This is a genomic window from Vibrio sp. TRT 29B02 (assembly GCF_050113655.1).
GTDB lineage: Bacteria > Pseudomonadota > Gammaproteobacteria > Enterobacterales > Vibrionaceae > Vibrio.
Genome location: NZ_JBNJOJ010000018.1, coordinates 38,805 through 60,615, shown reverse-complemented (window position 1 = coordinate 60,615; position 21,811 = coordinate 38,805). Strand labels below are relative to the sequence as shown.

The window sequence follows — 21,811 nt, the reverse complement described above, 5'->3', positions numbered from 1 at the left end:
TATTTGGAACGATTACAGCTTATGTCGGCCAAGTAGCGAATGAGAAAGTGTCGTACCATCAACGAGCTCTAACTCACCACCAACAGGAACTCCGTGAGCAATACGGCTTGCTAACACGTTGCTTTCTTTACACAATTCCGCGATATAGTGAGCCGTCGCTTCACCTTCAACCGTCGGGTTTGTGGCTAAGATAACTTCCGAAATGTCCCCTCGACGTAGTCGATAGTCCAGAACATCAAGGCCGATATCACTCGGTCCAATACCGTCTAGAGGCGACAAGTGCCCCATCAATACGAAGTATCGACCTGAGTACTGACCTGTTGCTTCTACCGCAGCTATATCTGCCGGACTTTCTACCACACAAAGTTGACCATTTTCCTGACGTTTAGGATTGGTACAGATGTGGCAAACGTCTTCTTCCGTGAAGGTTCTACACTCATTACAATGCCCAATTTCGGTCATTGCCTGACTCAGTGCATCGGCTAATTGTAAGCCGCCCTTTCTATCTCGCTGTAACAAATGAAAGGCCATACGCTGTGCCGACTTAGGGCCAACCCCAGGCAGACAACGTAAGGCCTCCATCAATTGCTCCAGCATATGACTGGTGCGCATTATCTAACCTTGTTGATTAGAAAGGCATTTTCATACCAGGTGGAAGTTGCATGCCACCGGTAATACTTGCCATTTTCTCTTTTTGAGTTTCTTCAACACGACGTGCAGCGTCGTTAAAAGCGGCGGCGATAAGGTCTTCAAGCATCTCTTTATCGTCTTCCATCAAGCTGTCGTCGATTTCAACGCGACGTACACTGTGGCTACCAGTAATGGTCACTTTCACAAGGCCAGCGCCAGACTCACCTGTTACTTCCATATTTGCGATTTCTTCTTGAAGCTTTTGCATGCGATCTTGCATTTGCTGGGCTTGCTTCATTAGATTGCCCATACCGCCTTTACCAAACATGTTAATCTCTCTGGTTATTTAGCTTGTTTCGTTATTAGATGGGGGCTGGCTCATTACGATTCAACCCCGTAAAATCAAATCGGTCTGACGCTTTCACTGTCGAGTTCAGCTGCAAACCTTTTTTGGATGAACTGGATATTCGGATCACTTTCCAGACTGTCAAAAGCGCGCTGTAAACGCCCTTGATACAACTTATCTCTTAACTCTAGAGGCGTCTCGCCACTTTCACCAATCTCAACACTCAAGTGACACTCTTGGTTAAGAACCCGGTTTAATTCCCCAAGCAACTCACTTTGTGCTCGATCTGTATTTAGATGCGCTTGCGATGCTCTCAACACTAAGGAAATGGACGCGTCACTCTTCTGGAAATGTGAGTTTAACGCCAACTGCTCAGTCAGCTTGGCCGTCGACAGTTGGCTGATTAACTTGGCCCACTCGCTCTGTTCTAGACTTTCTTGTACCAGCTTCTCCACCATTTCTGGTGTTTTTTCATGCTCTAACGCTTGCTTTAGTAAGGTTGGCGTCAGCTCAGTTTTAACCGTGTTTATCTGTGGCAGCGACGGTTTCCAGCGATACGGTTCATCGTCTGCCTCAGGTGTTGCATTGACATTCGGGTTAGACAATGGCGACACCTGCTCGGTTCCTGCGTGTTTTTTTGCTACACGTTCTAGAACAGATTCTGGTTTTGCAGATGTCGCATTAGCCTTTTTTGGCGTATTCCCTTGCCCTGAATTCACCCCATTGCGTTGAGAGCGGAGTTGATGCCTCAATCCAGCGACTCGAGAAGGTGCACTTGTTTGTTGTGGCTGAGAAGGCTGTTCAATCGGTGCGGCAGAACTGGGCTGATTGCCTTGTTGTTCGTAATACTGCTGTACTTCATCATAGTTCGGCGGCTCAGGCATGTAATCGGCAGCCGGAGGAGCATCATAGTGTGCCACTGGTGGCATCTCTGGTTGACTAGGGCTCGCCTGAAGGACAGGCTCAGCAGTTTGATTGGTCGGCTGCATTGAGGATGTGGCAGAGCGAGATGAGGCATGACTTTGCGTAGGCGTCGTCATCTGCACTTGGGGTTCTACAGCAACAGAAATAGAGTTTGCTTGTGTTTGCGATGCAGGTCTAAACGCCATCATACGCAAAAGAATCATCTCTAAGCCAGTTCTCTCCGACGGTGCTAAAGGAAGGTCTTGTCTCCCTTTAAGCGCAATTTGGTAATAAAGTTGAACATCTTGTGGCGACAGCTGACGGCTCAATAGCGCCACTTTCTCTGCATCAGGCTGAGATTGGTCTAAGGTGGCAGGTAACGCTTGGTACATGGCTAAACGATGCAGTTGCGCAGCTAATTGCTGTAGCAAACCATCCCACTCAACACCATTTTGTGCAAGTGCTGTAACACAATCCATCACGACCTGAGGCTGTTTGGAGCTAATCGCTTCGAGCAGGTGTAAGGCTTGATCTGTATCTAGCGTACCCAGCATGTGCGCGACGCTGTCAGTCAAGACTTGTCCATTGCCGAGTGCGATAGCTTGGTCAGTCAAACTCAACGCATCACGCATACTGCCATCAGCAGCATGGGAGATCATTCCCAAGGCTCGTGCCTCTGAAACAACTTTTTCTTGCTGTAGGATATGATCGAGCTGTTGATGAATGTTGTCGACGCTGATCGGCTTCAAATGAAACTGGAGACAGCGCGATAAAATCGTTACCGGCAGCTTCTGTGGATCAGTGGTCGCTAACAAGAACTTCACATACTCAGGCGGCTCTTCCAGTGTTTTCAATAAGGCATTGAAACTGTGGCGAGACAGCATGTGTACTTCATCGATGAGGTAGACTTTAAAACGACCGCGTGCAGGTTTGTATTGCACGTTGTCGAGGAGTTCACGAGTATCTTCAACCTTAGTACGAGACGCCGCATCGATTTCGAGCAGATCAACAAATCGTCCTTCATCGATCTCTCTACAAGTATCACAAACCCCACAAGGTGTGGCTGTAATGCCTGTTTCGCAGTTCAGACCTTTAGCAAACAGACGTCCAATCGTCGTTTTACCGACGCCTCGCGTTCCACTAAATAGATAAGCGTGGTGGAGACGATTCTGTGCTAAAGCATTCTCTAATGCAGTTAAAACGTGGGCCTGACCAACCACTTCATTAAACTTAGTTGGTCGCCACTTTCGCGCTAAGGCAAGATAACTCATGAAACTATACTCACTAATAACCTACCCGATTAATGTCCTTCAAACTCACAAATGCTGTAAACGTTAAGGCCAAGGCCTTCAAGACGTTTGTCACCACCGATTTCAGGAAGGTTAATCACAAATGCAGCGTGCTCAACAACACCGCCGAGTTGACGGATTAGCTTCGTTGTCGCTTCGATAGTGCCGCCAGTTGCCAAAAGGTCATCAACAACCAGTACCTTGTCACCTTGTTTGATTGCATCAGTATGAATTTCTAGGGTATCTGTACCGTATTCAAGCTCGTATGATTGAGCAACGGTCGCACGAGGCAGTTTACCTGGCTTACGCACTGGTACAAAACCGACACCAAGCTCAAGAGCTAAAGGCGCTCCAAATAGAAAACCGCGTGCTTCTGTACCAACGATTTTGGTAAAACCCATATCTTTGTACTTTTCAACCAGTAGTTGAATCGTCGCTTGGTAAGCACTTGCGTCTTCCATAAGACTGGTTACATCACGGAAAAGAATGCCTGGTTTTGGGTAGTCAGCAATGCTCTTGATGCTAGATTTGATCTGCGCAATTGTTTCAGTTGTCATAACTCTTTACTTAGATTGGCTAGGTTGGTTGACCAAGTTACAGGTAACGATAACCAACGATTAGCATGGTTCTCAGCACAATCTAAACTAAGGCTATAACCGAAACAGTCACCAAGTTTATTGTGCCTAAAAAACAAACGCCCACTCTAAAAGCGGGCACACTTCCTAGCAATCTTAGTGATTTTCTTCGCTGTCGGCAAGGTGCTCCATCACAGGCAAACGAATAAACCAACTCAGCAAAACTATCAGCATCAAAACTAGCATAATCTTTAACCAGAAATGCGGTACTACCCAGATTGAAAACGCAAAACTCAGCAAGATGCATACCGCTCCACGCTTTTTAACTTTCGCGGTAACAGCGCGATTTTTGTGCCAGTTAGTTAGCATCGGCCCAAACGTTTTATGGTGCCTTAGCCAATAGTGGAAACGCGGACTGCTGCGCATAAAACACGCACTAGCCAGCAGAATAAAAGGGGTGGTAGGTAATAGAGGAAGGAATATACCGATGATGCCTAAAACTAGGCTGAGCATACCAACAAATTTGAGAAAGAGTTTACGAATATTGATGGCATGCTCCGAAGTCTGGTTTAGAAGCCCGCGTATCCATTTAACACGCGAATCCAGGTAAGAGTCGCTGGAAGCGTCGGGATAAGTAGTACTGCTATAAATCCTAGAAAGTAAAAAATATTATATGGTTCTTTAAAATCTTTGTCTGCCATGAGCTCACTTCTCAAATTGTAGGTGACGACTTATTGCCCAAACCATTAACTGAATGTTAATGAAATAGGCTATTTTTGTTTATGGCGGACTATACCCTAATCAGACGGTGACAAACACTGACTAAGATTAGGGTTTTTGGAAACTGTGATGCTCTGCGCTACGCTTTCGCTCCTTGATAAATATCGAGACTAAAACTGCTTGAACCGAGGCAATTTAACGTCAACTGACAGGCAGACTGAATGGGTAAATCTGAAGTGATAAAATTCTTACCACAGTTCTGCCCTAACAAAGCTCCGGCCGCAATATGCTGATTGAAATATCCATTTGACCATTGGGCATCTAACCCCGCAGGCAGCAAAGAGAGTGCCCCTTCAGATAAGTCAGCGATACCAAATAGCGCCCGAACTGGCGTGCTGCATCCCGTACATTTAATGCCCTTCTCCAATAGAGATGCGATATCCTTCAAGTCAGCATTAAAGCACTTCAAGTTACGTAGATAATCGTGGAAAAGAGCTCTGATCATCAGGGTGGTTGCCGCACCATGCTGACCTTCGCTGTCAGAATCCACTATATAAAAGGCGAACTGACCGTTCATCAACCACGCATAGTCAAAAACCAGCGGCATCACATCTGTGGACTGAAGCAGTCGGTAGCTGCATTTCCAATCACCTTGGGAAGTATCTTTATCCGGCAACAGCGCATGAAGCAGGTCTTTCGCAGCACTTGGGTTGTCTTCCAAATACTCTAAATGCCAGTGTAACTCTTGTTCTTCCGGCATATCACCACTATCCACTCTGAACCACTGGCTTGAAAAATCCCGTTGGTCACTCAAATGGTTGTCTGAGTCATCTAGCGTGTTCTCGATCGCACAAGCAAGGTGGGCGTGATTACTGATCGGCTTGGCGAGGAAATCTTTGATGCCAAACCGGAGCGCTTTGGCCACATCCGATATCTCATCCGTTGCAGAAACGACGATTAAAGGGAGTGATGGATATTCCAAACTCACCTCTTCAACGAACTCTATTCCGTCAAGAATCGGCATAGAGAGGTCGCAGAGTATTAAATCTGGTTCACCAGTACGTAATTTTTGTAAGCCATCTAGACCATCTTCTGCTTCAATGACCTTGTATCCTTGGGCAAGCAAAAAACCTGAGGTGATGCGACGAAAAATCGGGTCGTCATCCACCAGCATAATCACTTTTTGTCCACCAGAGACTGGTACTGTCGCATTGGTCCCAACTTCGATTGTCTTATGCATAAACCTTCGCCTCACAAACTGCATGGGGTACAACGTTTCGTTATTTTTATTGTTGTCAGTTGTTTCAAACACTCTTTAAAAAGTAGTCGCGAAAGGCTGTTTATACAAATCTTCCACTTTTGACCTGAGTTGCATACTATATGTATGGGATATCAAATTTCGCTGTAGTTGTTGATATGACTCAAGCTTTAGCATTTGATATAGATATAAATTAATCGAATTCGTAAAAATATGTGTCTGGTACAATGAAATTAGATGACCTAAACCTGTTTAGACTAGTAGTCGAAAATGGGAGCTATACAGCAACTTCGCGTAAAACAATGATTCCTGTTGCAACAATTACGCGACGTATTCAGGCATTAGAAGAATCTTTAAACCTTCGTTTGCTTAACCGCCACGCGCGTAAACTCTCGTTAACAGAAGCTGGCGAACGTTTTTATGCAGAGTGTTCACCTCTACTCAACCGTCTAACACTCGCTGCGGAAGAAATCACCGATGAGTGCCGCGGTGCCGCGGGTAAAATTCGCATCACTGCACCGTCGAACTTGACCAAACGAATGATGATGCCGATGTTTAACGCGTTTATGTGCCAGTACCCGGACATTAACATCGAGCTCACCACCAGCAATCACTCAGAGCAACTTGACCCAACCGAGTGGGACGTTATTTTCCGAGTCGGCCCTCAACGTGACTCAAGCCTTATCGCGCGTAAAATCAGCTCAGTGGCGGATATTTTGGTGGCGAGCCCCAAATATCTCAAAGCCCATCCTGCGCCGAAGCATGCGGAGGAACTGCATCAGCACTCGCTTCTAAAAGGGTCACCACTGCTCAAATGGCAATTGTCGAATAACAGTGGCGAAACCGTCATCAATAACGATAAAGGACGTTTTCAAGCGAACACGCTGAACGTGGTTAGAAGTGCTTGTTCGGAAGGCTTAGGCATCACTCTGATGCCAGATGTTATGCTGCGTGAATATATTGAAGATGGGAGCTTGGTTCGTGTGCTTCAAGATTGGAGTGCGAACCCTCGTGACATCTATATGTTGTACAACCACAAAGATCACCTCCCTGAGAAAGTACGTCTGTTTATCGATTTTGTTATTGCTTACAACATCCATTAAAAAGAAAAGAGCTTGGCATAAACCAAGCTCTCTCTTTATCGGTTAAAGGTATTCAACAAACTTACTCAAATCTCTGTCAGGCACCTTCATTGGTGTACAGCCTGCGGTTCCTAGATAAAGGAATCCGACTATTTGATCTTCACCCTCAACAGCAAACGCATTACGCACCTCTTGGTGGAACATCCATTCGCCAGAGCGCCAGAAACCTTGGAAACCTTGCGCGACTGCCGCCATTTGCATCGCCTGTACTGCACAACCCGCTGATAGATGCTGTTCAAAAGCTGGGACTTTGTCATGCTCTGTTACTTTCGCAATAACAGTGATCACCATAGGTGCGCGAAAAGGTGCGTTCTTTACTTTGTCGATCACCGCTTGATCGCTTTGCTCTGCTTGCGCCGCTTTGAGCAGAATTTCGGACAGCTTTCCAAGCCCTTCACCTTGGGCAATAATAAAGCGCCATGGTGTCAACCCTGCATGATCAGGGGCACGTAAACCAGCGCGAATAATGTTTTCTAGTGCTTTACCTTCTGGAGCGGGCTCTGACAACTTGGCAATTGAGCGACGGTTGAGCAGTAAATCTAGAGCATCCATTTGACATCCTTTTTAGCGTTTTTGTTTTTTCTTCTTGATAATAACTCTCACAAATAAAAAAGGCGAACCTCTCGGTTCGCCTAGCGTAAATTTCTTGATAATCAGTAGAATGCTTGGTCAAGACCCGCTCGTGTGAGCAGCCCATCACACGGTGCAAAACGGTCGCCGTATTTCTGCGCGTGTTCGTTCATAATTTCAACCAGCTTCTTAATGCCGACTTGATCCATGTAACGGAATGGACCACCTAAGAATGGAGGGAAACCAATGCCGAAGATCGCGCCGATATCGCCATCTCTTGGACTACGGATGATGCCTTCATCAAGACAGCGCACCGCTTCATTGAGCATTGGTAACACGCAGCGTAGAGCTATCTCTCTTTCAGCCAGTTTGGATTCTGGCTTGAGTGCGAGCAATTTATACACCGATTTATCGACGTCTTTCTTCTTACCTTTATAGGTGTAGAAGCCTTTACCACTCTTACGTCCTTTACGGCCATCATTCAGTAGCTTGTCAAACACATCAGGCCCTTGGAAGCGTTCACCCAGCTCTTTGACCAATATAGGCATGATTTTAGCGCCAATATCGACACCAACTTCGTCAAGAAGTGTGATTGGACCAACTGGGAAGCCGAAATTAAGCAGTGCTGTATCAAGCTGTTCAATAGGCTCACCAGCCATTAGAACTTGTGCAGCTTCGTTCATGTAAGGAGCGAGAATGCGGTTTACATAGAACCCTGCGCAGTCCTTAACAACGATCGGCGTTTTACCTTGCTTACGAGCGAACTCAACCACGCTGGAGATGGTTTCATCCGACGTCCCTTGATGAGGGATAACCTCTACCAAAGGCATCTTCTCTACTGGGCTAAAGTAGTGGAGACCAACAACATTTTCAGGTCGCGCCGCCTTCTCAGCAATTTGATGGATCGGCAACGAAGAAGTATTAGTGGCGAAAATGGTGCTATCTTTCGCGTTCTCTTCAACATCAGCAACCATCTGCTGCTTAAGTTGCAAATCTTCGAATACTGCTTCAATAACAATGTCAGTATGGTTGAATGTGGTGAAATCTGTACCACCAGACAACTGTAGCATCTTGTCCTGAAGCTGAGCTTTCGACAAAATCTTGCGTTTTCTCTGCTTTTCAAACAAGTTGTAGTTGTATTTTAGCGCGTTCAATACACCGTCGTTAGACACATCTTTAATACGTACCGGTACTTTTGCTTTGGCTACGCTTACATGGCTAATACCAGCCCCCATTAAGCCACCACCGAGTACCGCCGCACGTTGTAGTTTTTTCGGTTCAGCGTCACTACCGTGCTCTTTTTTCATCTCTGTTGTGGCAAAGAATATTGAGCGCAGTGCTTTTGACTCTGGAGTCATAACCAGTTCACCAAAACGCTCAGCTTCTTTCTTCTGACCTTTCTCAAAGCCATTTTCTAGGCCAAAACGAATGACTTCTAGGATGGCGTCAGCAGCTGGGTAGTTGCCACGAGTCTTCGCGCGTGTTTTCTTTGCTGCCTGCTCAAAGATCACTTTACGGCCAAGACCCGTATTTGCCATCAACTTCTCTTTGGTCGACGCTTTACGTTTTGTCTTGCTTTTGCCTGTATGTTTCTCAACAAAGCTTTTTGCAACGTCTAACAGAACCGTCTTCGGCACAACGGCATCAGCGACACCTAGCTTCTTCGCCTTTTTCGCTCTTAACTGCTTACCCGTTAAGATCAAGTCTAATGAAGGCAGCAAACCAATCAGGCGAGGTAAACGCTGAGTACCACCAGAACCTGGTAGCAAGCCAAGTTGTACTTCGGGTAGACCAAGGCGCGTTTTATCAGAATCGGTACAGACGCGATAATCACACGCCAACGCAAGTTCCAAACCCCCCCCCAAACACGGGCCATGAATCGCCGCCACTACCGGATAAGGTAGATCTGCGAGCTGCTGAAACATTTGCTGACCTTTTTCAGCCAACGCTTGCGCCTCGGCCGCACTGGTGCACGCGTCCAACATGCGGACATCGGCACCCGCGATAAAGTTGTCTGGCTTGAGGGAGTGAACAATCAGACCTTTCAGTGACGACTGTTTTTCAGCCAACTGCGTGAATATTGACTCCATTTCTTCAGCAAACGCCGCTTGAAGTGTATTCATTTTTTCGCCCGGTACGTCGATAGCTAACCAAGCAATGTTTTGTTCATCAATTGATAAGTTAAATGCGGTTTGTTCACTCATTATTCTACCTCCAATACCATTGCCGCGCCCAAACCACCTGCAGCACAAGCGGTGTTAAGAGCAAGACCTCCACCACGACGTTGCAGTTCTCTCAAAGTTTGAGTAATCATACGTGCGCCTGTTGCAGCAAATGGGTGACCATAAGCAATTGAACCGCCAAGTACGTTGAACTTATCCATATCAATCTCACCGATTGCTTTAGATCGACCTAGCTTTTGTTGAGCAAATTTATCGCTGGCAAACATCTTCACATTGGATAGCGCTTGAGCTGCAAATGCTTCATGCATATCAATTAGGGTGAGATCAGAGAGCTGAATTCCTGCTCTATCGAGTGCCATTGGCGTCGCATAAGATGGCCCCATCAGCATGTCGCTTTCAACTCCAATTGCAGAGAAAGCATATGAGCGAATATAACCCATGATGTCTAAGCCAAGTTCCTTCGCTTTGCCTTCACGCATCAACATGATGGCGGCAGCACCGTCCGTCAGAGGGGTACTGTTCGCCGCTGTAACACTACCGTATTGGCGGTCAAAAGCGGGACGAAGCTTCGCGTAGCCTTCAATCGTAGAATCTTCACGGATATTGTTATCTTTCGCGATCCACTTTTTATAAGGTTCAGGGAAAGCGGTCATCACTTCACCGGCAATTTTTCCTTCATTCCAAGCTTGCGCAGCTAAGGTATGAGAGCGATGGGCAAGCTCATCCTGTGCCTGACGGGTAATACCATGAGATTTTGCCATTTGTTCGGCAGTCTGGCCCATAGACAAACCCGTCGAATATTCAGCAACGGCAGGCGGTACTGGCATCAAGTCTTTAAGAGAAAGTGTTTTTAGGATATTGAGCTTCTGGCTAAGCGTTTTGGTTTTGCTCAGAGCAAGTAGATTTGCAGCTAGCTTCTTAGACACACCAATTGGCAAGACAGATGAAGAGTCGGCACCACCAGCAATACCTACATCGATTGTGCCAGCCATAATGCTTTCGGCAACATTCACCGCAGACTGAAAGCTTGTCGCACATGCTCGAGTGACACTGTAAGCATCGGTATGGATGTGCATACCGGTACCCAATACAATTTCACGAGCGATATTTGGCGCTTCTGGCATTTGCACCACTTGGCCAAACACCACTTGCTCAATCAGCTTAGGATCGATTTCAGTGCGGGCCAGCATTTCGCTCACCACCATTTTGCCTAGGTCCACCGCTGGAACTTGGCTAAATTCTGTACTTTGACGTGCAAAAGGCGTTCGCAATCCTGCGACAATCGCCACGCGTTCTCCTGAGCGAGTTTTCACTTCCTGCTTGCCCATTGTTGCTCCTTAATAGATAGAGGTCTGACCAGAATCATTGTAACGAGATTGTTAATTCAATCAAACGCTCGTTTGAATAAACGTGACTCAAGCCAGATTCCACATTCACCGTGTTTAGATGAGACAATTAATACAGCATAGGTAGGTCGATAAGTCAGGGCCAAGTGAAATCAAAGCTAACAGCCATCTCTGACTAAGATTTTAGGCAAAAAAAAACCACACAAAACTGTGTGGTTGGAATATATAAAAAAGCAATTAACTTACGCCAATTGAAATAATCAGTTTCCTGATTAGGAGAAAGTAAAGTCAGCCTTCAAAAGGAAGTGTCATCTTGCTCAACTTGTCGATGTAAACACCGACTAGATGACAGGTGTTACTATAACCGTTAGAGTTAGCTAGATTTTGAAGTAGATCAATTTTAGTTCGATTTCTATGTCGTTGGACTTATATATCTCCCAATATAGTTGTGAGGTCACGTCTAATCCGGCGATGAATAACACCAAACATGCGCAATTACGGTAAAAACGCAGTGGCCAGTAACCGCTCATTGGACATGATTGTGGCATGGATAAAACAAAAATAAGAAATCACATGGCAACAATGGAGGCACATGTGTCAATTATTCAATTTTTTGGAAAGAAAAAGTCCAAAGATCCGGTCAACTCGGATATGGACAAGCAAAGAAAATATGAAGCTCTTGTAAGAGCCTATCACCGTGACTTATATCGATACGCATATTGGCTGTGTAAAGATCCCACTATTTCTGAAGATTTGGTTCAGGAGACTTGCTTAAGAGCCTGGAAGTCACTCGATAGCTTACAAGATGAAAAAGCCGCTAAGTCTTGGCTCATTACGATTTTGAGACGAGAGAATGCACGCCGCTTCGAACGTAAACAATTTGATCTGGTTGATATCGAAGATCATGGTAATGATGCCAAGACCTCTGATGATCCTCATCATCAAACTCAATGGGTTCAAGCACAGATAATGAAGCTTGAAGAAGAGTACCGCGAACCACTGTTTCTTCAAGTTGTTGGCGGATTTAGTGGCGAAGAAATCGGTGACATTCTTGGCCTTAATAAGAATACCGTTATGACACGCCTCTTTAGGGCACGCAATCAACTGAAAGAGTTATTAGATTCAGACAATACACAAAGGGGGCAGCAAAATGGATGAACTCGAATTCCGTCGACGCATTATGTCCGACCCTAAACAGCGAGATGAGTCAATTAATGCGGCTATCTCAGCAAGCGATCAAAACCGCCAATTTGCTGATGAGATTCTTGATCTTGATAAACGCATTGCAAAAGCAATGGCGGTTGAAGTTCCTGAAGATTTGGCTGATAGAATTTTGTTCAACCAAAGCTCTGCACTGGAAGACAAGATTGTTAGACCGAATTTCGCTCGCAAAGCGATGGCAATGGCCGCTTCAGTCGCCTTTGTTGCAGGCCTGCTCGTGGGACAACTAAACTGGGGTAATCTTATCATCACACCAGCGCAAGCTAGTCTGGCCAATACAGCGATTAAACACGTGATCGATGAAAAGCCGTTTGTCTCTAAGTTGGATGAACGCGTCGAGTCCTCACAGATCAACGCCAAGATGATACCTTTTGACCATCAACTGTCTGACACCTTCCCTTATCACGTTTATTACCTTAATCACTGTGGGTTCGGTAAATCAAACGCAGTGCACATGGTATTTCAAGGTGAAAAAGGCAAAGTCACGATGTTCTTAACAGGCATCGCATCAGATAAAGCAATCAACTTTGAAAAAGATGGTATGGCTGGGGTTGTCGAACCTATGGGAAAAAACAGTTTAATCCTCGTCGGTGAAGAGGGTGAAAACGTGGCTAAGATCGCTGAAAGTCTGTCAAATATCATTAAACCTCAAAATTAACAAACTGGTAACATTTTGTGACCTACATCATGGCTTGAGCAACGCGCTCAGGCCATTTTTTTAGCATAAAAGTAGAGCACTAACTCTAAAAAGGTGCATTTGTCAGTATTTTCCTGCCAGATAGCCATCATTTACACAATTTTATTGCCAAAGTACCTAATGGTCGGATTTCTATATCATATACTTGAGTCTAGTATCAGCCACCACTGAGCTTTTGCTCAAATAATATCGTCCACTAGAGACGAACCAAAAAGGAAAAGCAAAAATGAACAAGACGCGTCTGTTTAAAAAATCACTTTTAGCAGTGACTATCACAACCGCAACTCTAGCTTCGCAACACGCTCTCGCTGCAGGCTTCCAACTTAACTCTCAATCTGCAACTGGTCTAGGCCGTGCATTTGCTGGTGACGCAGTAATTGCTGATAACGCTTCGGTTATGTCACGCAACGCTGCTGCTATGTCTCTATTTGACCGTACTGAAGTTTCAGTAGGTTTTAACGTTATCGATTCTGAAGTAGAAGTAAAAGACTCCACTTTTACTACTAACGGTGCTGCAATCGGCGGTAGCAACGCTCAATCAAGCATTCAAGACACAACTAACGATGCTACATCTGTTGTTCCTAACTTTTACTTAGTTCACCCAGTAAATGAAAAACTTGCTTTGGGCTTAGGTCTGTATTCTAACTTTGGTACTACCAATGAGTTTGATAGTAGCTGGGGTGCTGGCTCAAACGTTAGCCACCTTGGTGGTGCTGTTGTTACACCAGGCGCAGATGCCTTTGGTGGTGTAACGAATGTATCCACAATGAACTTCCTACTTGCAGCTTCGTACCGTATCAACGAGCAATGGAGCGTTGGTGGCGGCCTAGATATTATCTATGGCGAAGGTGAACTTAAACGTCAATCTCCAGGCACTTCTTCAGTTGTTCCGAGCTTACCACTGACTGATGACCTAGTTAATGTTGACGCAGACGGTTGGGCATTGGGCTTCAACGTGGGTACTGTTTTCGAACTAGATGAAAACAACCGCTTTGGTCTGAGCTACCATTACAGCCCAGAAAAAGAAGTAAGTGGTACTGTTTCTTACCAAGGCGATTCGAGCATTGGCGATCTAAAGATCCCACTACCTGATATGTTTGAGTTCTCTGGTTACCACCGTATCAATGAAACACCATTCGCAGTTCACTACAGCGTTCAGTGGATCGGTTGGAGTGCATTTGATCGCCTAGTGACTACTGATGGTACTGAAATCAAAGAGTATAAGTGGAAAGATACCTTCCACTACTCAATCGGTGGTACTTACTACATCAACGAGAACTGGGAAGCACGCGTAGGTTATATGTTTGATGAAGGCGTTCAAGATGAAATCACATCAGTGTCAGTACCTGATTCTGACCGCCAATGGTTCTCTGCTGGTGCAACTTACCACTTCAACCAAGATCAGGCGATTGATGTGGGCTTTACTTACCTAGTGGGTGAAGAAAAGAAAGTGCAAGATACTCTAAGCAACGGCCTACTAGTACTTGATACAACAACTAAAGCCACAGCAATGCTATTCGGTGTTCAGTACACACATAGATTCTAATTTAAGCTAACGCACTAATACCAAGGGTCAGTAATTACTGGCCCTTTTTATTGCGTTAAACTCCCCTTCCAGCAATACTTTATCAATTAACCACGCCGATTTAAGCTTACACCTGTATCCGAAAAACGTTTGTCTACAACACATGTGTTCGCTGAGTTTTGGAAACACACTCTTAACATCCAGCATTTTCATCTACCTACGCATTATAGTTAGCATTTAACTCTAAAATCCATCTGTACATTGTTTTTAATTTTTAAAGTAATAACTCTAACCCTATGATCGCTCGACTGATATCAAATCAACTCAGCGAACATTACAATGAAAATGAATAAGACTCTCCTATCTATCGCAGTGGCGGGTAGCCTATTATCAACATCAGCGGCAGTAAACGCAGCAGGCTTCCAGTTAGCAGAATACTCAGCGACAGGCCTTGGTCGCGCATACGCTGGCGAAGCAGCAATGGCAGACAATGCAAGCGCACAATGGCGCAACCCTGCTATGCTGACTTACCTTGAAGGCACACAGATCTCTACTGGTGCGATTTATGTTGATCCAAACATCGACATCAGCGGTGAAGTAACAACGAATTCTGCTACGGGTGATCGCCGCGGTGCAACCTCCTCAAAAGATATTGCTCATAGTGCGGTTATCCCTAATCTGTACCTCTCGCACAAATATAACGACAAGTTAGCTATTGGCTTTGCTCTTGGCACTAATTACGGTATGGAAACTGAACTAGAATCAAGCTTCACAGCTCTTCATTTCGGTGACAAAGCCAGTGTTAAGACGGTAGAAGCAGTTGCTAGCCTTGGCTACCAAGTTGTTGACAGCTTCAGTGTTGGCGCAGGTGTTCGTTATGTGACAGGCGAAGGACACTTTGGTGCAAGTCTTAAAAGCGTGGTAGATGGTTCAGTGACAACCCTTAAATATATGGAAGGGGAAGATACATCATGGGGTTACCAACTAGGTGCCGCATGGGATATCAATGAACACAACCGAATAGGCGTAGCTTATAAATCAGAAGTAACGATGGACTTTGAAGGTACTGCATCTGGGGTTTCTTACACACCATCGAAGCCAGGAACACTTTCAATTCCGCTACCCGCAACATTAGAAGTTGCAAGCTTCCACCAACTAACGGATACAGTATCGATTCATGCAAGCGTCAACTGGACAGATTGGAGCAAATTTAAGGAGCTTCAAGCGCAATTCGCGACTGGTCCAGATACGATAAAAACGGAAAACTGGAAAGACAACTACCGCTTTGCTGTAGGTGCAACTTATCAATACGATGCTAAGCTAGCATTACGAACTGGTGTGGCTTATGACACTTCAGCTGTTGATGATAAAAACCGTACCACAACAATTCCTGAAACTGACCGCACATGGTTAAGTCTAGGAGCTAGCTACCAGTTCACTGACCAATTCTCACTAGACGGTGGCTTTACTTATATCCTAGCCAAAGATGCGCCAATTAAAGAACCACGTGATAAATCAGATGAATTTGCTGCATTTACTGGTGGTAACTTTGAGGGTGAGATTTCAGGCGATGTATGGCTAATCGGTGTACAAGCTAACTACACGTTCTAATCATTAGAAATATCTAGTAAAAAGGGCTTGGTCGATGACCAAGCCCTTTTTTATCAACAATATCCAGCGCTTTAGAACTCTTCGAGATACTCATCCAAAAACGCTTCTTGATCCTCATCGTAGTCATCTGTAACGACTTCAGCTTTGAAGTTCTGACGCTGGATATAAGCATCACGAGTCAATGCATACGGGTCAGGCGAGTTGTCAAGCAGCACTTCTTGGTTAACGAGCACTGCACGAGTCTCCATTCCTTCTAATGCCCATTTACCTAGCCCTGCCCAGATATTAAGAAAGGACAACGGTACATACATACCATCGACAACATCTGTCGCTTCACGGACAGTCCATGGGCCGTAACCCGGAACCATAACGTAAGGGCCATTCCCTACCCCGTAATGACCCACTGCGTCACTGAACGCTTTTTCATTATGGTCAGTGATGCCCGCCTCTGATGCGATATCGATTAAACCCGCTAAGCCAAACGTGGTGTTAATCCAAAAGCGGTTAAAGTGGTCAAGCGCTTTGCTGCCATTGCCCATCAACAGATTGTTAATCATGCTAGAGGGTTCATCGAGGTTGCCTAAAAAGTTACGGATGCCACTGCGAATCGGAGTTGGCACGTAATTTACGTAGGCCAAAGAGACAGGTCGTACGAAATATGGGTCTAGATAATCATAGTTAATGGTCCACATTGAACGGTTGAAACCTTCAATAGGATCATAGGCTTGTTGCTGGCTTAAGCCTTGCTCATCATCGGGAGGCGTGCTGGCACATCCAGACAATGCTAACACTGCGCATAGTAAAATCCCTAACCGCGAGTTGATACTCTTCATTATTATAATTTCCATAAAAAAGGCCGGTGAAAACACCGGCCTACTGCAATGAATAACCTACAGTTATTAATACTGATTATTAATCATAACTTCAACTGGTTCACCCATTTTAACGGCTTCGCTCTCACCAAACCAGTCCCCTTCTTTCGTTGCAACGTTTCCATCACTATCGATGCGCACACGAACCATTAAAGAATCAAGGGAAGAGAGCTTTCTGTCTTGGAGCATACTGTTACCATCGTCCAACACTACCGTTCTTGGGAAAGTGCCTAATGGGTAACGAGCAGCGGCGACCGGCATTGGTGAACCATCGGCAGAATGCACAGATACAATCAATGATGAGTTCGGATCAGCGTTCACACCAGCACCAAGCGAAATGCTTACCGCGACAGACTTGCCAGTACCAACTTGTTGACCCATCTGCTTTTGTGCATTTTCGATACTTCTGCTTAGCATTTCATAACGGCTGTCTTCAGGACCAATCATCTGTTGCATAATGCTCCAGTAACGAACCGCAGCAGCAAAATCTTTACGCTCGAATGAGTCAAACGCCAGTAAGGAGAAGACGCGCAAATCGACGTAATCTTGCTGAACAAGCTTACCGAGTATATTGCGTGCTTTATCCTGATCGACATCATCCTGTGAAAGCATCAACGCTTGCGCGTAACCGAGCATGATGTCGGTATTCTGAGCTTCGAGGTTGTACGCTTTTTTCATCGCACCGATCGCCGTATCGATATCTCGGTTCGCCAATGCGATACGTCCCAACAGTAGCCAGCCAGTAGAATCATCTGGTTGGTAATGTAGGCGGGTACGCAATGCTAACGTCAAATCAGCCATCTCGTCATCACTTAACGCTGCGCCTTCAGGAGACATCAGTTTCTTAGACAAGGCGGGTAAGTTAGCACTAACTTGCTGCCACTGCATAACGTCTTGCGAAGCACCGAACTTAAAGTAAAGGCCATAAGAGAGACCGATAACCAATAAGGCTGAAGGCACAATAACGGCCAGCGCAGAGGTGTTACTCTCCTGCTGTTTGGCGTTATCTGCTGGAATATCGTCCAACAATGATTGCTTAAGATCTTCAATCAAGTCTTGCTGGTTGTCGACCAAACCTTCATCAGTTTCTTCTTCCAGCTCTTCAAGACGATCTTTATAAAACGCTTTGTTGAGTTCATCACGCAATTCAGCATCGTTGTTGTTCTTTCTTTTAATGAAAGGCATGGCAATCATGACAATACTGATTGCAATAAGAATGACTGAAGCTATCCAAAATAGTGTCATTACTGCTTGTCTCCATCATTCTTTTCATTAAGCAGAGCCTTTAGGCGTGCTTCTTTATCGGCATCCCACTGCTGGCTGTCGGCTTTTGTGTTGGTCTTGGTTTTGCGGCTTCTAATAAGAATGAAACCAAAACCAAACATTACCACGGCAATGGGACCTAACCACAAGATTGAAGTCGCGATTGTAAACGGCGGATTGTAAGTGACGAAATTACCATAGCGAGCAATCATATAATCGATGATGTCTTGCTTTGATTTACCTTCTTTGGTCATTTCATAGACTTTTTGACGTAAATCGACAGCCAATTCGGCATTTGAATCCGCGATGGTATTGTTTTGGCATTTAGGACAACGAAGCGTGCCGCCAAGCTCTTTAAATTGCTGCTCTTGTTCCAATGTATCAAACTCATACACTTCAATTGCAGCATGAGCAGTCAGCGCAAACAACAAACTGGTCGCGATAGCGAGAATCCACTTTTTCATTGCTTCGCCTCCGCCAACATTGCCTCATACATTGGCTTAAGCTTCTCATTCCAGTTTCGCGTATTCACATCGCCAACATGGCGGTAGCGAATAATGCCGTTCGCATCAATTAGGAATGTTTCAGGAGCACCGTAAACTCCAAGATCCAACCCAAGCATACCGTTGCCATCGAACAAGCTGATCAAATACGGATTGCCTAAATCATTCAGCCAACCGACCGCTTTTTCTCGATCATCTTTATAGTTCATACCAATAATCTTGACGCCTTGAGACGCCAGTTCATTCAGGTATTGGTGCTCTGCATAACAAGTAGGGCACCAAGTCGCCCATACGTTAAGTAGTAGCGGCTCGCCTTTAAAAATTGCCTGATCATAGAGTTTACCTGGCTCAGCTAGGTCTTCTAACATGAACTTAGGCACCTCTTTGCCAACTAACACAGATTCCAATTTAGTTGGGTCATCACCATGTTGGTTTTTTACTAGCTGGGTGGCAAAGACTGCCACCAAGCCCAAGAACGCCACTAGGGGAATAAACAGAAACTTCTTATTCATTATGCCTCCTGCTTCTTCGCACTCTTTCTAAAGCGGTAACGTTTATCACTGATCGCAATTGCTCCACCAAGAGCCATCAATAACGAACCAGCCCAAATCCAGCGAACAAACGGTTTGTAGTAAATACGTACCGCCCAAGACTTGTTATCGTCTAAACGTTCACCCATCGCTATGTAAAGATCTCGCGTGATTCCACGATCAATCGCCGCTTCAGTCATCATAGAGCGTGCGGTGGTATAGAATCGTTTCTCAGCATGTAAGGTGTTGATGTACTTGCCGTCGCGAGTAATTTCAAAGTCAGCAATGTAACCATCGTAGTTAGGACCATCTTTGTCGCGTAGACCTTGGAAGTAGAAGTCATAACCTTGGATTTCAAAATGTTCGCCTGGCGCAAGCCTTACGTCACGCTCGATGCTGTAGTTTTGCACCATCGCAATACCAATCACAGTAACGGCTAAACCGAGGTGACCAAGCATCATCGCCCAGTGGCTGCGTTGCAGTTTCTTCACACCTTCGACAAACGAATGACGATGCGTCGCGCGTTGATGAAGTTCATAACCATGTAGACACAGGATCCACAAAGACATGACCCAACCTAGGTAAGCCATAAACTGGAAATGTTCTGATAGAAGAACAACAAACACAGCAGCAAAGACCAGAGATACCACACCCGACACGAGCATTGGTTTAACTAGGCCAGACAAATTGTCACGCTTCCAGCGGATCAGAGGACCGATACCTAACAGGAACGCAAATGGAATCATTAACCAAGCAAACAACATGTCAAAGAATGGCGCACCGATCGATACTGAACCTAATCCAAGCTGTTTGTGAACGAGTGGTAGTAACGTACCAACAAGTACGACAACTAGCGCCGCAATAAGCAGCACATTATTCGCTAGTAGAGCATTCTCGCGAGATACAAGTTCAAAGTTACCACGGACACGCACTGATGCCCCTTTCACTGCGAACAGTAGCAGCGAACCGCCAATCACAAACACTAAGAAGCCTAGAATAAACATACCGCGAGCGGGATCGGATGCAAACGCATGTACCGAAACCAAGATGCCCGAACGAACTAAGAAGGTGCCAAGCAGACTCAATGAAAACGCTGAGATAGCAAGCAGTACAGTCCACGCTTTAAAGGTACCGCGTTTCTCTGTCACCGCCAGTGAGTGCATTAACGCCGTGCCCGCTAGCCATGGCATAAATGACGCATTTTCTACTGGATCCCAGAACCACCAGCCGCCCCAACCAAGTTCGTAGTACGCCCACCAAGAACCTAGTGCGATGCCTAGCGTCAAAAATAGCCATGCGGCTGTAGTCCAAGGACGAGACCAACGTGCCCAAGCCGTGTCGAGACGACCTGTCATTAACGATGCAATTGCAAATGAGAAGGCAACCGAGAAGCCTACATAACCCATGTATAGCATTGGTGGGTGAATGATTAAGCCAGGGTCTTGAAGAAGTGGGTTCAGGTCACGGCCATCCACTGGGAAGAATGGCAATGTACGCAAGAACGGGTTAGACGTCAGAATAACAAACAGTAGGAAACCCACAGTAATCATTCCCATCACCGCTAAAACGCGCGCCACTGATTCTTGAGGCATCCCACGACTGAACGAAGCCACAGCGACTGTCCAACCAGCTTGAATTAACACCCAAAGTAGAAGCGAGCCTTCATGAGCACCCCATACTGCCGTCAGACGGTAGTACCATGGAAGCTGGCTGTTGGAGTTGCTGGCTACATAGTTAAGCGTAAAGTCATTGGTATAAAATGCCCACAGCAATGCACCAAATGAAACGAAGAGAAGTAAGAACATGCCCCAAGACAGAGGTCTGGCGCTGTTCATCAATAGAATGTTGTTACGTGATGCCCCAACCGCTGGCAAAATACTTAGCAAGACAGCTAATGCCAACGAGACAATTAGGGCAAAATGTCCAATTTCAGCAATCATTGATCGCTTCCTTGTTTTTGTTGTTCAGTGTATTGAAGTGGCTCATGCGTTTTCTTCATTGCTTCCGCAATTTCAGGTGGCATGTACTCTTCGTCGTGCTTAGCGAGAACTTCAAATGCTTCGATAGTCGTCGCATCTTTCAGTACACCTTGTGCAACAATACCCTGCCCTTCACGGAATAGATCTGGCAGGATACCGTCGTACAGAATCGTTACCTTAGGCCCTACGTCATGCAAGTCGAATGAAACACGCAGAGATTCTGTATCACGTTTCACTGACCCTACGACAACCATGCCGCCAATACGAAGACGCTGGCCTACTTCAGGTTTAGTGCCGTCGGGTTTACCATTAACAAGTTCAGTCGGTGTATAGAAAAGATCCATATTCTGATTAAGTGCGTACAGCATCAAACCTATGGTTGCACTGATACCAACAAAGATCGCGACAACAATGCCGAGTCTCTTTTTACGTCTTGGGTTCATAGTGTGTTCTCCAAATTTTTAGCTGCATCTATACGAGCTTGTCTATCCACTTTTGCTTGAACTTCATTAAGTAGCGAACGGCCACGATGCAGGCTGACAACCAGTAAAATCAGCATGGCACCAAACGTCACACCAAACGCTGTCCACACATATCCTGCATAGCCACCCATAGCCAAGAAGTCACTCAAAGATTCAAAATGCATGT

The 21,811-nt window shown here is 45.5% G+C and carries 21 protein-coding genes; 5 read left to right on the top strand and 16 right to left on the bottom strand.

Going from position 1 to position 21,811, the window contains the following annotated elements; all coding sequences use genetic code 11:
* Nucleotides 1-12 precede the first annotated feature (12 nt).
* From recR to ACQEXT_RS12500, 6 genes are all read right to left on the bottom strand, one after another.
* Nucleotides 13-612, bottom strand: coding sequence for a recombination mediator RecR (recR, locus tag ACQEXT_RS12525; RefSeq protein WP_138971008.1), 600 nt, complete (start codon nt 610-612; stop codon nt 13-15).
* Between the two features lie 16 nt (nt 613-628).
* Nucleotides 629-958, bottom strand: coding sequence for a YbaB/EbfC family nucleoid-associated protein (locus ACQEXT_RS12520; RefSeq protein ID WP_138971007.1), 330 nt, complete (start codon nt 956-958; stop codon nt 629-631).
* Nucleotides 959-1,032: 74 nt separating this feature from the next.
* Nucleotides 1,033-3,150, bottom strand: a complete 2,118-nt coding sequence (gene dnaX, locus ACQEXT_RS12515; RefSeq protein WP_426952298.1) for a DNA polymerase III subunit gamma/tau — start codon at nt 3,148-3,150, stop codon at nt 1,033-1,035.
* A 29-nt stretch (nt 3,151-3,179) separates the two neighbouring features.
* Nucleotides 3,180-3,725, bottom strand: coding sequence for an adenine phosphoribosyltransferase (gene apt / locus ACQEXT_RS12510; RefSeq protein ID WP_426952296.1), 546 nt, complete (start codon nt 3,723-3,725; stop codon nt 3,180-3,182).
* A 174-nt stretch (nt 3,726-3,899) separates the two neighbouring features.
* Nucleotides 3,900-4,256 (bottom strand): YbaN family protein, encoded by a 357-nt coding sequence (locus tag ACQEXT_RS12505; RefSeq protein WP_138971003.1) that lies wholly within the window; start codon nt 4,254-4,256, stop codon nt 3,900-3,902.
* Nucleotides 4,257-4,602: 346 nt separating this feature from the next.
* On the bottom strand, nt 4,603-5,703 hold the full coding sequence (locus ACQEXT_RS12500; protein WP_426952294.1) for a response regulator: 1,101 nt from the start codon (nt 5,701-5,703) through the stop codon (nt 4,603-4,605).
* Between the two features lie 245 nt (nt 5,704-5,948).
* Here ACQEXT_RS12500 and ACQEXT_RS12495 point away from each other — a divergent pair, with 245 nt between their 5' ends.
* Nucleotides 5,949-6,824: a LysR family transcriptional regulator gene (locus tag ACQEXT_RS12495; RefSeq protein WP_426952292.1), complete on the top strand. Its 876-nt coding sequence runs from the start codon at nt 5,949-5,951 to the stop codon at nt 6,822-6,824.
* Between the two features lie 42 nt (nt 6,825-6,866).
* On the opposite strand, the gene ACQEXT_RS12490 is transcribed toward ACQEXT_RS12495, so the two are convergent.
* The 3 genes from ACQEXT_RS12490 to fadI form a co-directional block, all read right to left on the bottom strand.
* On the bottom strand, nt 6,867-7,415 hold the full coding sequence (locus ACQEXT_RS12490) for an NAD(P)H nitroreductase (protein WP_426952290.1): 549 nt from the start codon (nt 7,413-7,415) through the stop codon (nt 6,867-6,869).
* Between the two features lie 101 nt (nt 7,416-7,516).
* Nucleotides 7,517-9,637, bottom strand: a complete 2,121-nt coding sequence (fadJ, locus tag ACQEXT_RS12485; protein ID WP_426952288.1) for a fatty acid oxidation complex subunit alpha FadJ — start codon at nt 9,635-9,637, stop codon at nt 7,517-7,519.
* Entirely contained in the window at nt 9,637-10,944 is a 1,308-nt protein-coding gene (gene fadI / locus ACQEXT_RS12480) for an acetyl-CoA C-acyltransferase FadI (protein WP_426952287.1), read from the bottom strand. Before fadI ends, fadJ begins: the two co-directional genes overlap by 1 nt.
* A gap of 600 nt (nt 10,945-11,544) precedes the next feature.
* On the opposite strand from fadI, the gene ACQEXT_RS12475 reads away from it, so the two are divergent.
* The 4 genes from ACQEXT_RS12475 (at nt 11,545) to ACQEXT_RS12460 (ending at nt 16,016) form a co-directional block, all read left to right on the top strand.
* The gene (locus ACQEXT_RS12475; RefSeq protein ID WP_269377902.1) at nt 11,545-12,120 is read left to right on the top strand and encodes a sigma-70 family RNA polymerase sigma factor; all 576 of its coding nucleotides are present in this window, start codon (nt 11,545-11,547) and stop codon (nt 12,118-12,120) included.
* Nucleotides 12,113-12,841 (top strand): DUF3379 domain-containing protein, encoded by a 729-nt coding sequence (locus tag ACQEXT_RS12470; RefSeq protein ID WP_426952286.1) that lies wholly within the window; start codon nt 12,113-12,115, stop codon nt 12,839-12,841. Before ACQEXT_RS12475 ends, ACQEXT_RS12470 begins: the two co-directional genes overlap by 8 nt.
* Nucleotides 12,842-13,106: 265 nt before the next feature.
* Nucleotides 13,107-14,426: an outer membrane protein transport protein gene (locus ACQEXT_RS12465; RefSeq protein ID WP_426952285.1), complete on the top strand. Its 1,320-nt coding sequence runs from the start codon at nt 13,107-13,109 to the stop codon at nt 14,424-14,426.
* 318 nt (nt 14,427-14,744) lie between these two features.
* Nucleotides 14,745-16,016 carry an outer membrane protein transport protein gene (locus tag ACQEXT_RS12460; RefSeq protein WP_426952284.1) on the top strand — a complete coding sequence of 424 codons (1,272 nt, stop codon included), beginning with the start codon at nt 14,745-14,747 and terminating at the stop codon, nt 16,014-16,016.
* Between the two features lie 71 nt (nt 16,017-16,087).
* Here the strand turns inward: ACQEXT_RS12460 and ACQEXT_RS12455 are convergent, their stop codons facing one another.
* The 7 genes from ACQEXT_RS12455 to ccmD all read right to left on the bottom strand — a co-directional run bounded on the left by ACQEXT_RS12455 (nt 16,088) and on the right by ccmD (nt 21,809).
* Nucleotides 16,088-16,849, bottom strand: coding sequence for an MlaA family lipoprotein (locus ACQEXT_RS12455; protein WP_426952283.1), 762 nt, complete (start codon nt 16,847-16,849; stop codon nt 16,088-16,090).
* A 66-nt stretch (nt 16,850-16,915) separates the two neighbouring features.
* Complete coding sequence (gene ccmI, locus ACQEXT_RS12450; RefSeq protein ID WP_138973801.1) at nt 16,916-18,133, bottom strand: c-type cytochrome biogenesis protein CcmI; 1,218 nt, start codon at nt 18,131-18,133, stop codon at nt 16,916-16,918.
* Nucleotides 18,133-18,615, bottom strand: a complete 483-nt coding sequence (locus ACQEXT_RS12445) for a cytochrome c-type biogenesis protein (RefSeq protein WP_269377806.1) — start codon at nt 18,613-18,615, stop codon at nt 18,133-18,135. Before ACQEXT_RS12445 ends, ccmI begins: the two co-directional genes overlap by 1 nt.
* On the bottom strand, nt 18,612-19,166 hold the full coding sequence (locus ACQEXT_RS12440; RefSeq protein ID WP_426952282.1) for a DsbE family thiol:disulfide interchange protein: 555 nt from the start codon (nt 19,164-19,166) through the stop codon (nt 18,612-18,614). Before ACQEXT_RS12440 ends, ACQEXT_RS12445 begins: the two co-directional genes overlap by 4 nt.
* Nucleotides 19,166-21,124 carry a heme lyase CcmF/NrfE family subunit gene (locus ACQEXT_RS12435; protein ID WP_426952281.1) on the bottom strand — a complete coding sequence of 653 codons (1,959 nt, stop codon included), beginning with the start codon at nt 21,122-21,124 and terminating at the stop codon, nt 19,166-19,168. The genes ACQEXT_RS12440 and ACQEXT_RS12435 overlap by 1 nt, the downstream gene beginning before the upstream one ends.
* Nucleotides 21,121-21,606, bottom strand: a complete 486-nt coding sequence (gene ccmE / locus ACQEXT_RS12430) for a cytochrome c maturation protein CcmE (protein WP_138973797.1) — start codon at nt 21,604-21,606, stop codon at nt 21,121-21,123. The genes ACQEXT_RS12435 and ccmE overlap by 4 nt, the downstream gene beginning before the upstream one ends.
* On the bottom strand, nt 21,603-21,809 hold the full coding sequence (gene ccmD, locus ACQEXT_RS12425; protein WP_426952280.1) for a heme exporter protein CcmD: 207 nt from the start codon (nt 21,807-21,809) through the stop codon (nt 21,603-21,605). The genes ccmE and ccmD overlap by 4 nt, the downstream gene beginning before the upstream one ends.
* Nucleotides 21,810-21,811 lie beyond the last annotated feature (2 nt).

Excerpts from the sequence above, each read along its gene's own strand:
- recR (WP_138971008.1), bottom strand. The coding sequence starts at position 612 with ATGCGCACCAGTCATATGCTGGAGCAATTGATGGAGGCCTTACGTTGT.
- ACQEXT_RS12520 (WP_138971007.1), bottom strand. The coding sequence starts at position 958 with ATGTTTGGTAAAGGCGGTATGGGCAATCTAATGAAGCAAGCCCAGCAA.
- dnaX (WP_426952298.1), bottom strand. The coding sequence starts at position 3,150 with ATGAGTTATCTTGCCTTAGCGCGAAAGTGGCGACCAACTAAGTTTAAT.
- apt (WP_426952296.1), bottom strand. The coding sequence starts at position 3,725 with ATGACAACTGAAACAATTGCGCAGATCAAATCTAGCATCAAGAGCATT.
- ACQEXT_RS12505 (WP_138971003.1), bottom strand. The coding sequence starts at position 4,256 with ATGCTCAGCCTAGTTTTAGGCATCATCGGTATATTCCTTCCTCTATTA.
- ACQEXT_RS12500 (WP_426952294.1), bottom strand. The coding sequence starts at position 5,703 with ATGCATAAGACAATCGAAGTTGGGACCAATGCGACAGTACCAGTCTCT.
- ACQEXT_RS12495 (WP_426952292.1), top strand. The coding sequence starts at position 5,949 with ATGAAATTAGATGACCTAAACCTGTTTAGACTAGTAGTCGAAAATGGG.
- ACQEXT_RS12490 (WP_426952290.1), bottom strand. The coding sequence starts at position 7,415 with ATGGATGCTCTAGATTTACTGCTCAACCGTCGCTCAATTGCCAAGTTG.
- fadJ (WP_426952288.1), bottom strand. The coding sequence starts at position 9,637 with ATGAGTGAACAAACCGCATTTAACTTATCAATTGATGAACAAAACATT.
- fadI (WP_426952287.1), bottom strand. The coding sequence starts at position 10,944 with ATGGGCAAGCAGGAAGTGAAAACTCGCTCAGGAGAACGCGTGGCGATT.
- ACQEXT_RS12475 (WP_269377902.1), top strand. The coding sequence starts at position 11,545 with ATGGAGGCACATGTGTCAATTATTCAATTTTTTGGAAAGAAAAAGTCC.
- ACQEXT_RS12470 (WP_426952286.1), top strand. The coding sequence starts at position 12,113 with ATGGATGAACTCGAATTCCGTCGACGCATTATGTCCGACCCTAAACAG.
- ACQEXT_RS12465 (WP_426952285.1), top strand. The coding sequence starts at position 13,107 with ATGAACAAGACGCGTCTGTTTAAAAAATCACTTTTAGCAGTGACTATC.
- ACQEXT_RS12460 (WP_426952284.1), top strand. The coding sequence starts at position 14,745 with ATGAAAATGAATAAGACTCTCCTATCTATCGCAGTGGCGGGTAGCCTA.
- ACQEXT_RS12455 (WP_426952283.1), bottom strand. The coding sequence starts at position 16,849 with ATGAAGAGTATCAACTCGCGGTTAGGGATTTTACTATGCGCAGTGTTA.
- ccmI (WP_138973801.1), bottom strand. The coding sequence starts at position 18,133 with ATGACACTATTTTGGATAGCTTCAGTCATTCTTATTGCAATCAGTATT.
- ACQEXT_RS12445 (WP_269377806.1), bottom strand. The coding sequence starts at position 18,615 with ATGAAAAAGTGGATTCTCGCTATCGCGACCAGTTTGTTGTTTGCGCTG.
- ACQEXT_RS12440 (WP_426952282.1), bottom strand. The coding sequence starts at position 19,166 with ATGAATAAGAAGTTTCTGTTTATTCCCCTAGTGGCGTTCTTGGGCTTG.
- ACQEXT_RS12435 (WP_426952281.1), bottom strand. The coding sequence starts at position 21,124 with ATGATTGCTGAAATTGGACATTTTGCCCTAATTGTCTCGTTGGCATTA.
- ccmE (WP_138973797.1), bottom strand. The coding sequence starts at position 21,606 with ATGAACCCAAGACGTAAAAAGAGACTCGGCATTGTTGTCGCGATCTTT.
- ccmD (WP_426952280.1), bottom strand. The coding sequence starts at position 21,809 with ATGCATTTTGAATCTTTGAGTGACTTCTTGGCTATGGGTGGCTATGCA.